The organism is Streptomyces sp. NPDC087300, assembly GCF_044744425.1.
Taxonomy (GTDB): Bacteria; Actinomycetota; Actinomycetes; order Streptomycetales; family Streptomycetaceae; genus Streptomyces.
Genome location: NZ_JBIUYI010000009.1, coordinates 339,038 through 351,436 on the forward strand (window position 1 = coordinate 339,038; position 12,399 = coordinate 351,436).

Below are 12,399 nucleotides of genomic sequence, written 5' to 3' on the forward strand. Positions count from 1 at the left end.
GTCCCCTGTTCAGGGGCTCAGTGGGCGACTCAGTAGGCGCCGTTCACGTTGTCCATCGAGCCGTACTTGTCGGCCGCGTAGTTGGCCGCCGCGGTGATGTTGGCGACCGGGTCGTAGATGTTCGTCGAGGTGCCCTCGACGTGGTACGCGTTGAACGTCGGCTGGATGACCTGGAGCAGGCCGATCGACGGGGTGCCGTTCTGCGCGTTGACGTCCCAGCCGTTCATGGCGTTCGGGTTGCCGGTGGACTCGCGCATGATGTTGCGGTGCAGGCCCTCGTAGGAGCCGGGGATGCCCTTGGACTTCATGATGTCCAGGGACTGGCGGATCCAGCCGTCGAGGTTGTTGGCGTAGACGGGCTTGCGGGCGGCGGCGCGGCTCGCGGCCTCCTTGGCCTTCCGCTCGTCCTCGGCCTTCTTCTTCGCGGCGGCCTCGTCGGCGGCCTTCTTGTCGGCGGCGGCCTTCGCGGCGGCGTCCTTGGCCTGCTTGTCGGCGTTGGACTGCTGCTTGGTGACGCTGGCGTGCACCATCTGCTGCGTGTTCGCCGAGGCGGCGAAGGCGACGGGAGCGACGTCGGTGGCCTGGGTCCCGGCCTCGGAGGTGCCCGGCACGAGGGAGAACGCGAGAGCGGCGGCGCCGAGCGTGGCGACACCGGCGATCGAGAACTTCTGGGTCTTGGTCACGGCGTTGCGACTATGACCAGGGGTGTTGTGCTTGGACATGCGAGTGGGACCTCTTCGAATAGCGGAGGTCGCTCTGGTCCGGCGGGGACAGGGGGTGTTTCTCCGGCACAAACGCCGCGGTGCGAGGACCGCGGCGCCGAGCGACGGGAGCAATTCTTAGCGGCAGCAAAATTCTGTGGCAAAGGTGTGACGTACGATCCCGGGTAGTGGATCGGGGGGTGCGCCGACACCCGTGACGCCCTCGCACCCCCCACGTATAAAGGGATTCCTTATCCACTAGGGACCTTCGTACGTGATGTGCGTCCTATGCGCGGGCTCACATCGACCGCGTAACAGTCTCACCAGGAGTTGCCTCAGCAACGCTCACAGTGAGGGGAGTCCTCCCGAAGGAGGAGATGCACGTCCCCGAACTCGTGCCACAGGTAGAGACGGCGTACCGCCTCCGCATAACCCCGGTCGACCGCCGCGCGTCCCGCGACCGCCTGCAGCATCAGCAGATGCGAGGCCTGCGGCTCGTGCAGCCCCGTGAGCAGCCCGTCCACCACCCGCACCCCGCGCTCCGGGGTCACCAGGAGCTCGGTGCGGCCCGCCGCCGCGCGGACCACCCCGTCGGCGCCGGTCGCGGACTCCATGGCCCGCACGGCCGTCGTGCCGACCGCCACCACCCGGCCCCCGCCCGCCCTCGCCGCGTTGATCAGCCGTGCCGACGGCGCCGGCACGTCGAACAGCTCCGGGTACGGCGGCTCGTGCGCCTCCTGCGAGGCGACGCCGGTGTGCAGCGTGACGGGCGCGAACTGCACGCCCCTGCTCACCAGCTCCGCGACGAGCCCGGCCGTGAAGGGCCGCCCCGCGCTCGGCATCTCCGCGCTGCCCGCACCGTCCGCCGACGGCAGCGCGAAGACCGTCTGGTGCGCCGCGAGCGGCTGGTCCCCGTCCGTATAGGAGTAACGAATGGGCCGCCCGTGCCGGCGCAGCAGTCCGGGCACGTCCGCAGACACCCGGGCCCACCACAGCCGCCCGCTGCCCGCCGCGAGCCGCTCCTCATATACGAGGCGTACGTCCCCGGGCAGCCGCACCACCGCCCCCGCCGGACCACCGGCACGCGCGCGTGTGGTGCCGTTCCCGTCCGGATCACGCAGCTCGACCGCCCAGCGGCCGTCCTCGCCCCGGGTGGAGAAGTGCACCACCACGCGCGCGTGCCCCAGGCGCCCGTCGACGGCGGCGGCCAGCGTCTGCGACGTATTGACGACGAGCAGGTCCCCGGCCCGCAGCAGCGCGGGCAGCTCGGCGAACGCGTGATGGCTCACCGCGGTGCCGCGCGACACGAGCAGCCGCACCGCGTCCCTGCCAAGGCCGGGCCCGCGCAGCTCGGCGGGCACCCGGGCGAGCAGTTCTTCGGGCACCCGCAGGGCCGCCCCGAGCAGGCTCATCGGGCGTCCGCGAGCAGCGCGGGAGCGGTGTAGCGCCCACTGGCCGGACGCCGGGCGAGAACGTCCAGGAAGGCGGGCACCACCAGCTCCGGCAGCGGCCTGCCGGACGGATCGTCGGCGGGCACGGCCGCCCGGTAGAGATCCGTCCGCATGTCACCCGGATCGACGGCCCACACCCGGATCCCCGGCTCCTCCACGCCGAGCACCGCGGAGAGGTGGTCGAGCGCGGCCTTGGACACGCCGTACCCGCCCCACGTCTCGTACGCCTCGACGGCCGCGTCCGAGCTGACGTTGAGCACCGCGCCCCCGGAGGCCCGCAGCAGCGCCAGCGACTCCTGGACCAGGCCGAGCGCCGCCACCACATTCGTCTCCAGGGCCGCCCGCAGCCCGTCCAGCGCCAGCCCGTCCAGGCGTACGAGCGGCTCGGCGCCCAGCGCGCTGGCGTTGTTCACCAGCAGATCGAGGCCGCCCAGGCGGCGCGCCGCGGCCACCAGCGCCGCGCGGTGCCCCGCGTCCCCGACGTCCCCGGCGAGCGCCGCCACGCGCGCGCCGTCCTTCGCCCGCTCCCTTACATACGCCGCGGACTCCTGGAGGGCCCCGGCGGTCCTGGCGTCGAGCACCAGGTTCCAGCCGCTCTCCGCGAGCGCCGCGCCGAGCGCGCGCCCCAGCCCCTTGGAAGCCCCCGTAATGATCGCCACCGGCATGACATCGTCCCCTCGGGTCGTCCGGCCGTCCCGCCCGGCCGTCGCTGTGCGGCGCCCGTCGTGCGCCCCGCTCCAGCAGGTCCCCTCACCGTAGGAACGGGCGCCTCCCTCACACCTCGTACGCGGGCCGTAACTCCCCGGGGCCCTTCGGACTAGTCCCGGCCCAGGGGCCTAGGGCCCCGGTCCTAGGCGGTGGCCACCACTGGTCGGATACGCAGCGTCACACCCCGCCGGTACGGTGAGGCCATGAGTCAAGGACCCCGATCAGGGCTGACGGCGGTGAGCGCCGCGCTGCTGGCCATGAGCAGGCATCTGGAGGTGCGCGACGTCCTCAAGACGATCGTCGCCTCGGCCCGCGAGCTGCTCGACGCCGAGTACGCGGCGCTGGGGGTCCCCGACGACCACGGCGGCTTCGCCCAGTTCGTCGTCGACGGCGTGAGCGACGAGCAGTGGAAGGCGATCGGGCCGCTGCCCCGCCAGCACGGCATCCTCGCCGCGATGCTCCAGAAGGCCGAGCCCGAGCGGCTCGCCGACGTGCGCGAGGACCCGCGCTTCGAGGGCTGGCCCGACGCGCACCCGGACATGTCCGACTTCCTGGGCCTGCCGATCCGCTACGGCGACGAGACCCTCGGCGCCCTCTTCCTCGCCAACAAGAAGTGCGTCAAGCCCCAGGGCGGCTGCGGCTTCACCGAGGACGACGAGGACCTGCTCGCCCTCCTCGCCCAGCACGCGGCGATCGCCCTCACCAACGCCCGCCTGTACGAGCGCAGCCGCGAGCTGACCATCGCCGAGGAGCGCTCGCGCCTGGCCCACGAACTGCACGACGCGGTCAGCCAGAAGCTCTTCTCGCTGCGCCTGACGGCCCAGGCCGCGGCCGCCCTGGTGGACCGCGACCCCTCGCGCGCCAAGGGCGAGCTGCAGCAGGTCGCGGCGCTCGCGGCCGAAGCGGCCGACGAACTGCGCGCCGCCGTCGTGGAGTTGCGCCCCGCCGCCCTCGACGAGGACGGCCTGGTGGCCACGCTGCGTACCCACACCCAGGTGCTGCACCGCGCGCACTCCGCCCGGGTCACCTTCGAGAGCAACGGAGTACGGGCCCTGCCCGCCTCCCAGGAGGAAGCCATGCTGCGCGTCGCCCAGGAGGCCCTGCACAACGCGCTGCGCCACTCCGAGGCCGGGCACGTCGCGGTGGTCCTGGACAAGCGCGGCGCCGGAGCCGTCCTGCGCGTCAGCGACGACGGCGCCGGCTTCGACCCGCACGCCATACGGCAGGCGGGGCGCCACCTGGGCCTGGTCTCCATGCGGGACCGGGCCGACGGGGTCGGCGGACGGCTGACCGTGGCATCGGAACCCGGCAAGGGCACGACGATCGAGATGGAGGTCCCCGGTGGCTGACTCAGCGCGGAAGGCGAGGACGGGAATCCGGGTACTGCTGGTCGACGACCACCAGGTGGTCCGGCGCGGCCTGCGGACGTTCCTGGAGATCCAGGAGGACATCGAGGTCGTCGGCGAGGCGTCCGACGGCGCCGAAGGCGTGGCGCAGGCCGAGGAGTTGAAGCCGGACGTCGTCCTGATGGACGTCAAGATGCCCGGCATGGACGGCGTGGAGGCACTGCGCAAGCTCCGCGAACTGGCCAACCCCGCGCGCGTGCTCATCGTCACCAGCTTCACCGAACAGCGCACGGTCGTCCCCGCGTTGCGCGCGGGCGCCGCCGGATACGTCTACAAGGACGTCGACCCGGACGCCCTCGCCGGAGCCATCCGCTCCGTGCACGCGGGACATGTGCTGCTCCAGCCCGAGGTGGCGGGCGCGCTGCTCACCCAGGAGGAGGCCGGCGGCTCGCAGGGCAGGGGAGGTTCGCTCACCGAACGCGAGCGCGAGGTCCTCGGACTCATCGCCGACGGCCGCTCGAACCGCGAGATCGCCCGCGCGCTCGTCCTGTCGGAGAAGACCGTCAAGACCCACGTCTCGAACATCCTGATGAAACTGGACCTGGCCGACCGGACCCAGGCAGCCCTGTGGGCCGTACGGCACGGGGTGACGGGCTGACCGGGCCGTCAGGCGGACCGTCGTGTTCCGGTCTGAGATTCATACCGTCGTGTGAGTGTCCCTCAAACGGCGCATCCTGCGGGGCGCACGGCCGTTCTTCAGTGCGTGCCGCGGCGGCTGGCCGTGGCAGTCGCTAGGAGGATCCTGAAGTGAAGAACCTGAAGAAGGCCGCTGCCGCCACCCTCGTCGCGGGCGGCCTGGTCGCCGCCGGCGCCGGCATGGCGTCCGCCACCACGGGCGGCGCCCACGCCAACGGCGAGGCCGTCAAGTCGCCCGGCGTCGGCTCGGGCAACCTGGTTCAGGCCCCGGTGCACGTCCCCGTGAACGTGGTCGGCAACACCGTGTCCGTCATCGGTGCCCTCAACCCGGTCTTCGCGAACGACGGCGTCAACAGCTGACGCACCCCCCAGCTGTGACCACCGGCCCCCCGGAAGCACGTCCCGGGGGGCCGGTCCTGCGTGGTCGACGGGCGGCCCGCACGCGGGCCCGTAACGCGTCACACGCCGTCAAGTTCCGCTGTTCGCCCGGTGATTGATCCAAACGAGGGCATCGCCCCCGTGCCCCGTGTCATCCGGATGGCCCAGGCGTTCTCCAGCGTACGACCCCACGGCTGGGGTCGCGTACGGACATTCCAGCAGGAGGAACACTTCTCATGAAGATCGCCAAGAAGGCCGCCCTGGCCGTCGCCGTCGCCGGTATCGCCGCGGGCGGGTCCGCGGGTGCCGCCTTCGCCGACGCGGACGCCAACGGCGCGGCCACCCAGTCCCCGGGCGTCGGCTCGGGCAACCACGCCGAGGTCCCGGTGCACGTCCCGGTCAACGTGAGCGGTGACAGCGTCAACGTGATCGGCCTGCTCAACCCGGCGTTCGGCAACCACGCCGTCAACGACTGACGCACGCCCCCAGCGGCACCCGAGGCCCCGCGGACCACACGGTCCCGGGGCCTTCGCCGTGCCCGGCCCTCAGCGCCGCTCCCGCTCCTCGACGTACGCGTTGTAGGCGGCCACCTGGGCCCGTCTGGCGGTCCGCTCCACCGGACGCAGCGCCTGCCCGCGCGCGGCCATCTCCGAGGCGCTCACGGCGCCGCCGTGGCCGTTCTCGTACGCCAGGGAAATCAGCAGCCCGACCCGCTGCGCCAGCTCCAACACCCGTACCGCACGGGGCGGATACCCGGGCGCGAGCACCTCGCGGCCACGCTCCGCCCGCGCCCGGTACGCGTCGAGCGCCGCCTCCGCGACGGGGCCGGACCCCGCGACGTCGAGCCGCGAGAGGACCTCGGTCGCGTCCCGCAGCGCCTCCGCGAGCTCGCGCTCCGCCTCGCCGAGCGAGGGCACGTCGGCGGGCGGCGCCTCCCGCACCGGCAGGCAGTGCCAGAGGACCTCGACGTGCACATCGCCTTCGGGGCCCGCCTCGGACACCTCCGGCACCAGGCCGTACGGCGCGCCGAACGCGACCACGGCCTCCTCGGCGTCGAGCGCCCGCGCGTTGAACCCGGGCGGCCCGCTCAGCCCGAGCGGATGGCCGGGCGCGGGCAGCGCCACCCGGAAGCCCGTCACGCCGAGTCCGCGCAGCCGGCCCATCGCGAGCGTGAGTCCGACCGGGCCCGACTCCCCGGGGAGTCCTTCGACCCGGTGCACCGCGTCCTCGCCGACCATCGCGAGCACCGCGTCATCCGGTGAAACAAGTCCGGCCAAAAGGGCATTTCCCCATGCGGCCAGGCGTCCTGAGCGTGGTTCCGAGAGCATGCACACAGCCTAAGGACCGGGCTCACGACAGGAACGGTCGGCCGGTGGCGTAGGTTTTATCCGGGGGCCGCGTCCACAGGCGCGAGCGACGACCAAGACTGCAATGGGAGACAGCGCGCTCATGAGCGATGTACTGGAGCTTGAGGACGTATCTGTGGTCCGCGAGGGCCGGGCTCTGGTGGACCAGGTCTCCTGGTCGGTCAAGGAAGGCGAGCGCTGGGTCATCCTCGGCCCGAACGGCGCGGGCAAGACCACCCTCCTGAACCTCGCCTCCAGCTACCTCTTCCCGAGCTCCGGATCCGCCACCATCCTCGGCGAGACCCTCGGCAAGCCCGGCACGGACGTCTTCGAACTGCGCCCGCGCATCGGCGTCGCCGGCATCGCGATGGCCGAGAAGCTCCCCAAGCGCCAGACCGTCCTCCAGACGGTCCTCACCGCCGCGTACGGCATGACCGCCGGCTGGCACGAGGACTACGAGGACGTGGACGAGCAGCGCGCCCGCGCCTTCCTCGACCGCCTCGGCATGAGCGACTACCTGGACCGCAGGTTCGGCACCCTCTCCGAGGGCGAGCGCAAGCGCACCCTGATCGCCCGCGCCCTGATGACCGACCCCGAGCTGCTGCTCCTGGACGAGCCCGCCGCGGGCCTCGACCTCGGCGGCCGCGAGGACCTCGTGCGGCGCCTCGGCCGGCTCGCCCGCGACCCGATCGCACCCTCCATGATCATGGTCACGCACCACGTCGAGGAGATCGCGCCCGGCTTCACCCACGTGCTCATGATCCGCCAGGGCAAGGTCCTCGCCGCGGGCCCGCTGGAGCTCGAACTGACCTCGCGCAACCTCTCCCTCTGCTTCGGCCTTCCGCTGGTCGTCGAGCAGAAGAACGACCGCTGGACGGCCACGGGGCTCCCGCTCAGCTGATCCGCGCCCTGTCCCCGAGGGACCCGCGGTCCTACCATGACCATGTGGACATCGACGCATGGGTGTGGTGGCTGATCGGCGCCGCCGCGCTCGGAATCCCGCTCGTACTGACCGCCATGCCGGAGCTCGGCATGCTGGCCGTGGGCGCCGTCGCGGGTGCCGTGACCGCGGGCCTCGGCGGAGACACCGTCCTCCAGGTCGTCGTCTTCGCCGCGGTCTCCGTCGCGCTCATCGGCGTCGTCCGCCCGGTCGCCGCCAGGCACCGCGCACAGCGTCCCGAACTGGCCACCGGTGTCGAGGCGTTGAAGGGCAGGCAGGCCGTCGTCCTGGAACGGGTCGACGGCGCGGGCGGCCGCATCAAGCTCGCGGGCGAGATCTGGTCGGCCCGCGCACTCGACACGGACCGCGCCTACGAGGCGGGCCAGGAGGTGGACGTCGTCGAGATCGACGGAGCCACCGCCATCGTCATGTGATTGCCGCACGCACGGTGCGCAGGTCTGACAGACTCGACCAGCAAGATCTTCGCGACGGCGCGGGATCTTTCCGGGAACACCGAGGCATGAAGGGTACGGGGAGCCACGATGGAACCAATCATCATCGTCCTGATCATTCTGGTGGTGCTGGTCTTCATCGCCCTGATCAAGACGATCCAGGTCATCCCACAGGCGAGCGCGGCGATCGTCGAGCGCTTCGGGCGCTACACGCGCACGCTGAACGCGGGACTGAACATCGTCGTCCCGTTCATCGACTCGATCCGCAACCGCATCGACCTGCGTGAACAGGTCGTCCCCTTCCCGCCCCAGCCGGTGATCACGCAGGACAACCTCGTGGTCAACATCGACACGGTCATCTATTACCAGGTGACCGACGCACGGGCCGCGACGTACGAGGTCGCCAGCTACATCCAGGCGATCGAGCAGCTCACCGTCACCACCCTGCGCAACATCATCGGCGGCATGGACCTGGAGCGGACCCTGACCTCCCGCGAGGAGATCAACGCGGCCCTGCGCGGCGTCCTCGACGAGGCCACCGGCAAGTGGGGCATCCGCGTCAACCGCGTCGAGCTCAAGGCGATCGAGCCGCCGACCTCCATCCAGGACTCGATGGAGAAGCAGATGCGCGCCGACCGTGACAAGCGCGCCGCGATCCTCCAGGCCGAGGGTGTCCGGCAGTCGGAGATCCTGCGCGCCGAGGGTGAGAAGCAGTCCGCGATCCTGCGCGCCGAAGGTGAGGCCAAGGCGGCCGCCCTGCGCGCGGAGGGCGAGGCCCAGGCGATCCGTACGGTCTTCGAGTCCATCCACGCCGGAGACCCGGACCAGAAGCTCCTCTCCTACCAGTACCTCCAGATGCTCCCGAAGATCGCCGAGGGCGACGCGAACAAGCTCTGGATCGTGCCCAGCGAGATCGGCGACGCCCTCAAGGGCCTCGGCGGCGCGCTCGGCAACTTCAACCCCATGGGCGGCGGCTCGGGCGGTGGCGGCGCCTCGGGCAAGGAGCGCCGCGAACAGCCCCCGATCGACTGAGCGAGCGCCCCGAAAGGGGCGCGGGACCGTGACATGTGCGGCTCCGCCGCGTGGGCGCGACCAGCCCAGAACGGCCCGCGGCCCGACACTGAAGGGTGTCGGGCCGCGGGCCGTTGTCCGTGTACGGAGCCGGAGGCTAAGCCGCTGGCTGCGCCAGCCACTCCGGCAGCGACGCCAACTCGGCCCGGCCGAGGGACAAGAGCATCGCGTCCGCCGGCGTCGGCTCGAACGGCTGCCGCAGCAACGGCATCCCCGCTTCCTCCGGCGTACGGTCCGCTTTGCGGTGATTGTCCAGCGCACACGAAGCCACCGTGTTCAGCCACGAGTCGGCACCGCCCTGCGACCGCGGGACCACGTGGTCCACCGTCGTCGCCCGCCTGCCGCAGTACGCGCACCGGTGCTCGTCCCTGACCAGGACACCCCGCCTCGACCACGGAGCCTGTCTTCGGAACGGCACCCGTACGTATCTGCAGAGCCTGATCACCCGCGGCACCGGGATGTCGATCGCCGCCGCGCGCACACGCAGTCCGGGGTGGGCGTGTTCGACCACGGCCTTGTCCTGGAGCACCAGAACGACGGCCCGGTTGAGCGACACCGTCGAGAGCGGCTCGAAGCTCGCGTTCAGCACCAGCGTGTCCCGCATCAACCTGCCCACCTCCCGTATGCACCGGCCCACCGCCTGGCGGGCTGGGATCAACTCTGGCCGGGCACGCCGAGATGGACAACGCAATAAAAAATGCCCGTCTCTGATCACTTCCATGACCAGAGACGGGCAAACAATCGATGAACGCTCAGTTCTCCGCGGGAGCCGCGTACTCAGCGAGCACCTGCGCGCGAGCCAGCGTGTGGAACCGGAGGTTGAACCCCACGACAGCGGGAGAGGCGTCCGAATCCGGACCCAGCTTCTCCTGGTCCACCGCGTACACCGTGAACACATAGCGGTGGGCCGGATCACCGGGCGGCGGGGCCGCGCCCCCGAAGTCCTTCGTCCCGTAGTCGTTGCGCACCTGCACCGCGCCCGCGGGCAGCCCCTCGAACTTGCCGGTACCCGCGCCACCGGGCAGCTCCGTCACCGACACCGGGATGTCGAAGACGGTCCAGTGCCAGAACCCGCTCCCCGTAGGGGCGTCCGGGTCGAAGCACGTCACGGCGAAGCTCTTGGTCTCCGGCGGGAAGCCCTCCCACCGCAGGTGCGGCGAGGTGTTCCCGGCCGCGTGGACGTGAGCGTCCTTAAGGACCGCCCCCGGTTCGAAGTCCTCGCTCACGACCGTGAACGACGGCACGGGCGGATGGAAGTCATGGGGAAGCGGCGGCCTCTTGAGCTCGGTCACGTCGGCACCTCCTGGTTGATTGCTGGTCCTCGCTGATCCTCTCCGAGCCTAGAACCAGTTGCGCTTGCTGCCGACCTGGGACAGCCACTCGTTGAGGTATCCCGCCCAGTCCGTGCCCTGGAAGTCGTTCAGACCGACCTTGAACGAACGGAACGAGTCACTGCCCTCGCTGAACAGACCCGGCTTCTTGTCCATCTCCAGGACGACGTCCATCTCGCGGTCGTCCGCGACGAAGCTCAACTCGACCTGGTTGAGCCCGCGGTACTGCTGCGGCGGGAAGAACTCGATCTCCTGGTAGAACGGCAGCTTCTGCCGCGTCCCCCGGATGTGGCCGCGCTCCATGTCGGCGCTCTTGAAGCGGAAGCCCAGCTGGATGAAGGCGTCCAGGATGGCCTGCTGCGCCGGCAGCGGGTGCACGTTGATGGGGTCGAGGTCGCCCGAGTCCACGGCGCGCGCGATCTCCAGCTCGGTGGTCACCCCGATGTTCATGCCGCGCAGCTGCTGCCCGTCGATGCTCGTGACCGGCGTCTCCCACGGGATCTCCAGGCCGAACGGCACCGCGTGCACCTGGCCGGCCTGCAACGTGAAGGCGCCACCGAGCCGCACCTTGGTGAACTCGATGTCCTGCTTGGTCTCCTGGTCGTTGCCCTCGACCTCGACCCGGGCCTGCAGACCTACGGAAAGACCCTCGATCTCCTGGTCCACGGACCCGCCCTGAATGCGGACCTCACCCTGGACCACGCCGCCCGGCACCACGTTGACCTCGGTCAGCACGGTCTCCACCGAGGCACCACCGGCACCCAGACTCGCGAGCAGCTTCTTGAACCCCATGACTCTCCTCCCCAGGCCGCCGCCTGTGGTTCGTCTCGACTTGAATCCTTGATCGGTACAAACGCGAGGGGACCGTGCCCGGTTCCGCGTCGGAACCCGGCAATCGAGCGGCCCGAAGACCACGCGTGCCCACAGACCGGGTGCACTACGCTCGTACGCCATGATCGCGGCCCCTGACCGTACGCCCCTCACCCGTGACTTCTTCGACCGACCCGTCCTGGACGTGGCCCCGGATCTCCTGGGCCGCGTCCTCGTACGCGACTCGGAGGACGGTCCGATCGAACTCCGCCTGACAGAGGTGGAGGCGTACGCGGGGGAGGTCGATCCCGGCTCCCATGCCTATCGCGGTCGCACCGCGCGCAACGGCGTGATGTTCGAGGAGCCGGGACACGTGTACGTCTACTTCACCTACGGCATGTGGCACTGCATGAACCTGGTCTGCGGTCCACCGGGCATGGCGAGCGCGGTCCTGCTCCGCGCCGGAGAGATCACCGAAGGCGCCGCGCTGGCCCGCACCCGTCGACTCTCGGCCCGCAACGACAAGGAACTGGCCAAAGGCCCTGCCCGCCTGGCCACGGCTCTCCAAGTGGACCGGAGCCTCAACGGCAGTGACGCCTGCGGCGACCCGGACTCCCCCTTCTCCGTCCTGTCCGGCACCCCGACCCACCCCGACCAGGTCAGGAGCGGACCCCGGACGGGCGTATCGGGGGAGGGCGGCGTCCACCCGTGGCGCTTCTGGACGGCCAACGACCCTACGGTCAGCCCTTATCGGGCCCATACGCCCCGGCGTCGACGAACTTGACGCGTCCTTGGGGCATCCGTAATGTAGTCCGAGCCGCTGAACCGGTCACAGCAATCTGCTGACAACCGGAGGCGGCCAACCACTACCTACGACTTCCCCTCGGCGGGGTCTTATTTGGCGTGCTCGCATGTCCGAATTCGAACTCGCAGAACTCGATTATGAGTTGCGGAGGGAATCCGCTAAAGTAGTGAACACGCCGAAAGGCAAAGGCCCTCCAACGGCCACCGGAAATGAAATCCGAACCGGGAACGGAACGGAAAACGGATCTGGTAAGGTTGGAAACACGAAATACCGAAGGGAAGCGCCCGGAGGAAAGCCCGAGAGGGTGAGTACAAAGGAAGCGTCCGTTCCTTGAGAACTCAACAGCGTGCCAAAAGTCAACGCC

The 12,399-nt window shown here is 70.5% G+C and carries 16 protein-coding genes; 8 read left to right on the forward strand and 8 right to left on the reverse strand.

Annotation, left to right across the window (positions count from 1 at the left end; genetic code table 11):
- Nucleotides 1-29 precede the first annotated feature (29 nt).
- The 3 genes from ACIO9J_RS34655 to ACIO9J_RS34665 all read right to left on the reverse strand — a co-directional run bounded on the left by ACIO9J_RS34655 (nucleotide 30) and on the right by ACIO9J_RS34665 (nucleotide 2,817).
- Entirely contained in the window at nucleotides 30-722 is a 693-nt protein-coding gene (locus tag ACIO9J_RS34655) for a transglycosylase SLT domain-containing protein (RefSeq protein ID WP_402008301.1), read from the reverse strand.
- Nucleotides 723-1,036: 314 nt separating this feature from the next.
- Nucleotides 1,037-2,113 (reverse strand): S-adenosylmethionine:tRNA ribosyltransferase-isomerase, encoded by a 1,077-nt coding sequence (locus ACIO9J_RS34660; protein WP_402008303.1) that lies wholly within the window; start codon nucleotides 2,111-2,113, stop codon nucleotides 1,037-1,039.
- Nucleotides 2,110-2,817 (reverse strand): SDR family NAD(P)-dependent oxidoreductase, encoded by a 708-nt coding sequence (locus ACIO9J_RS34665; protein ID WP_402008305.1) that lies wholly within the window; start codon nucleotides 2,815-2,817, stop codon nucleotides 2,110-2,112. The genes ACIO9J_RS34660 and ACIO9J_RS34665 overlap by 4 nt, the downstream gene beginning before the upstream one ends.
- 246 nt (nucleotides 2,818-3,063) lie before the next feature.
- On the opposite strand from ACIO9J_RS34665, the gene ACIO9J_RS34670 reads away from it, so the two are divergent.
- From ACIO9J_RS34670 to ACIO9J_RS34685, 4 genes are all read left to right on the forward strand, one after another.
- Nucleotides 3,064-4,209, forward strand: coding sequence for a GAF domain-containing sensor histidine kinase (locus ACIO9J_RS34670; RefSeq protein WP_402008307.1), 1,146 nt, complete (start codon nucleotides 3,064-3,066; stop codon nucleotides 4,207-4,209).
- Nucleotides 4,202-4,864 carry a response regulator gene (locus tag ACIO9J_RS34675; RefSeq protein ID WP_402008309.1) on the forward strand — a complete coding sequence of 221 codons (663 nt, stop codon included), beginning with the start codon at nucleotides 4,202-4,204 and terminating at the stop codon, nucleotides 4,862-4,864. Before ACIO9J_RS34670 ends, ACIO9J_RS34675 begins: the two co-directional genes overlap by 8 nt.
- A 149-nt stretch (nucleotides 4,865-5,013) precedes the next feature.
- Entirely contained in the window at nucleotides 5,014-5,262 is a 249-nt protein-coding gene (locus ACIO9J_RS34680) for a chaplin (RefSeq protein WP_402008311.1), read from the forward strand.
- A gap of 254 nt (nucleotides 5,263-5,516) precedes the next feature.
- Nucleotides 5,517-5,756, forward strand: a complete 240-nt coding sequence (locus ACIO9J_RS34685) for a chaplin (RefSeq protein WP_402008313.1) — start codon at nucleotides 5,517-5,519, stop codon at nucleotides 5,754-5,756.
- Between the two features lie 69 nt (nucleotides 5,757-5,825).
- Here the strand turns inward: ACIO9J_RS34685 and ACIO9J_RS34690 are convergent, their stop codons facing one another.
- Nucleotides 5,826-6,608 (reverse strand): hypothetical protein, encoded by a 783-nt coding sequence (locus ACIO9J_RS34690; RefSeq protein ID WP_402008315.1) that lies wholly within the window; start codon nucleotides 6,606-6,608, stop codon nucleotides 5,826-5,828.
- 121 nt (nucleotides 6,609-6,729) lie between these two features.
- On the opposite strand from ACIO9J_RS34690, the gene ACIO9J_RS34695 reads away from it, so the two are divergent.
- The 3 genes from ACIO9J_RS34695 to ACIO9J_RS34705 all read left to right on the forward strand — a co-directional run bounded on the left by ACIO9J_RS34695 (nucleotide 6,730) and on the right by ACIO9J_RS34705 (nucleotide 9,050).
- On the forward strand, nucleotides 6,730-7,527 hold the full coding sequence (locus tag ACIO9J_RS34695; RefSeq protein WP_402008317.1) for an ABC transporter ATP-binding protein: 798 nt from the start codon (nucleotides 6,730-6,732) through the stop codon (nucleotides 7,525-7,527).
- Nucleotides 7,528-7,571: 44 nt separating this feature from the next.
- Nucleotides 7,572-8,000 carry an NfeD family protein gene (locus ACIO9J_RS34700; RefSeq protein ID WP_402008319.1) on the forward strand — a complete coding sequence of 143 codons (429 nt, stop codon included), beginning with the start codon at nucleotides 7,572-7,574 and terminating at the stop codon, nucleotides 7,998-8,000.
- A 108-nt stretch (nucleotides 8,001-8,108) separates the two neighbouring features.
- Nucleotides 8,109-9,050 (forward strand): SPFH domain-containing protein, encoded by a 942-nt coding sequence (locus ACIO9J_RS34705; RefSeq protein ID WP_402008321.1) that lies wholly within the window; start codon nucleotides 8,109-8,111, stop codon nucleotides 9,048-9,050.
- Nucleotides 9,051-9,186: 136 nt separating this feature from the next.
- On the opposite strand, the gene ACIO9J_RS34710 is transcribed toward ACIO9J_RS34705, so the two are convergent.
- The 3 genes from ACIO9J_RS34710 to ACIO9J_RS34720 form a co-directional block, all read right to left on the reverse strand.
- Nucleotides 9,187-9,693: an HNH endonuclease gene (locus ACIO9J_RS34710; RefSeq protein WP_402008323.1), complete on the reverse strand. Its 507-nt coding sequence runs from the start codon at nucleotides 9,691-9,693 to the stop codon at nucleotides 9,187-9,189.
- A gap of 148 nt (nucleotides 9,694-9,841) precedes the next feature.
- A complete protein-coding gene (locus ACIO9J_RS34715) occupies nucleotides 9,842-10,381 on the reverse strand; it encodes a YbhB/YbcL family Raf kinase inhibitor-like protein (RefSeq protein WP_402008325.1) in 540 nt (179 codons plus the stop codon).
- Between the two features lie 48 nt (nucleotides 10,382-10,429).
- Nucleotides 10,430-11,212, reverse strand: a complete 783-nt coding sequence (locus ACIO9J_RS34720) for a sporulation protein (protein WP_402008327.1) — start codon at nucleotides 11,210-11,212, stop codon at nucleotides 10,430-10,432.
- 160 nt (nucleotides 11,213-11,372) lie between these two features.
- Here ACIO9J_RS34720 and ACIO9J_RS34725 point away from each other — a divergent pair, with 160 nt between their 5' ends.
- Nucleotides 11,373-12,014, forward strand: coding sequence for a DNA-3-methyladenine glycosylase (locus ACIO9J_RS34725; protein ID WP_402008329.1), 642 nt, complete (start codon nucleotides 11,373-11,375; stop codon nucleotides 12,012-12,014).
- A 156-nt stretch (nucleotides 12,015-12,170) separates the two neighbouring features.
- Here ACIO9J_RS34725 and ACIO9J_RS34730 read toward each other — a convergent pair.
- Nucleotides 12,171-12,399 (reverse strand): hypothetical protein (locus ACIO9J_RS34730; protein ID WP_392133596.1); only part of this gene is annotated, 229 nt, incomplete at its 5' end.

Bases quoted from the DNA above. Each gene is read 5' to 3' on its own strand.
- ACIO9J_RS34665 (WP_402008305.1), bottom strand. From the start codon at position 2,817: ATGCCGGTGGCGATCATTACGGGGGCTTCCAAGGGGCTGGGGCGCGCG.
- ACIO9J_RS34695 (WP_402008317.1), top strand. From the start codon at position 6,730: ATGAGCGATGTACTGGAGCTTGAGGACGTATCTGTGGTCCGCGAGGGC.
- ACIO9J_RS34685 (WP_402008313.1), top strand. From the start codon at position 5,517: ATGAAGATCGCCAAGAAGGCCGCCCTGGCCGTCGCCGTCGCCGGTATC.
- ACIO9J_RS34705 (WP_402008321.1), top strand. From the start codon at position 8,109: ATGGAACCAATCATCATCGTCCTGATCATTCTGGTGGTGCTGGTCTTC.
- ACIO9J_RS34655 (WP_402008301.1), bottom strand. From the start codon at position 722: ATGTCCAAGCACAACACCCCTGGTCATAGTCGCAACGCCGTGACCAAG.
- ACIO9J_RS34725 (WP_402008329.1), top strand. From the start codon at position 11,373: ATGATCGCGGCCCCTGACCGTACGCCCCTCACCCGTGACTTCTTCGAC.
- ACIO9J_RS34690 (WP_402008315.1), bottom strand. From the start codon at position 6,608: ATGCTCTCGGAACCACGCTCAGGACGCCTGGCCGCATGGGGAAATGCC.
- ACIO9J_RS34670 (WP_402008307.1), top strand. From the start codon at position 3,064: ATGAGTCAAGGACCCCGATCAGGGCTGACGGCGGTGAGCGCCGCGCTG.
- ACIO9J_RS34720 (WP_402008327.1), bottom strand. From the start codon at position 11,212: ATGGGGTTCAAGAAGCTGCTCGCGAGTCTGGGTGCCGGTGGTGCCTCG.
- ACIO9J_RS34660 (WP_402008303.1), bottom strand. From the start codon at position 2,113: ATGAGCCTGCTCGGGGCGGCCCTGCGGGTGCCCGAAGAACTGCTCGCC.
- ACIO9J_RS34710 (WP_402008323.1), bottom strand. From the start codon at position 9,693: ATGCGGGACACGCTGGTGCTGAACGCGAGCTTCGAGCCGCTCTCGACG.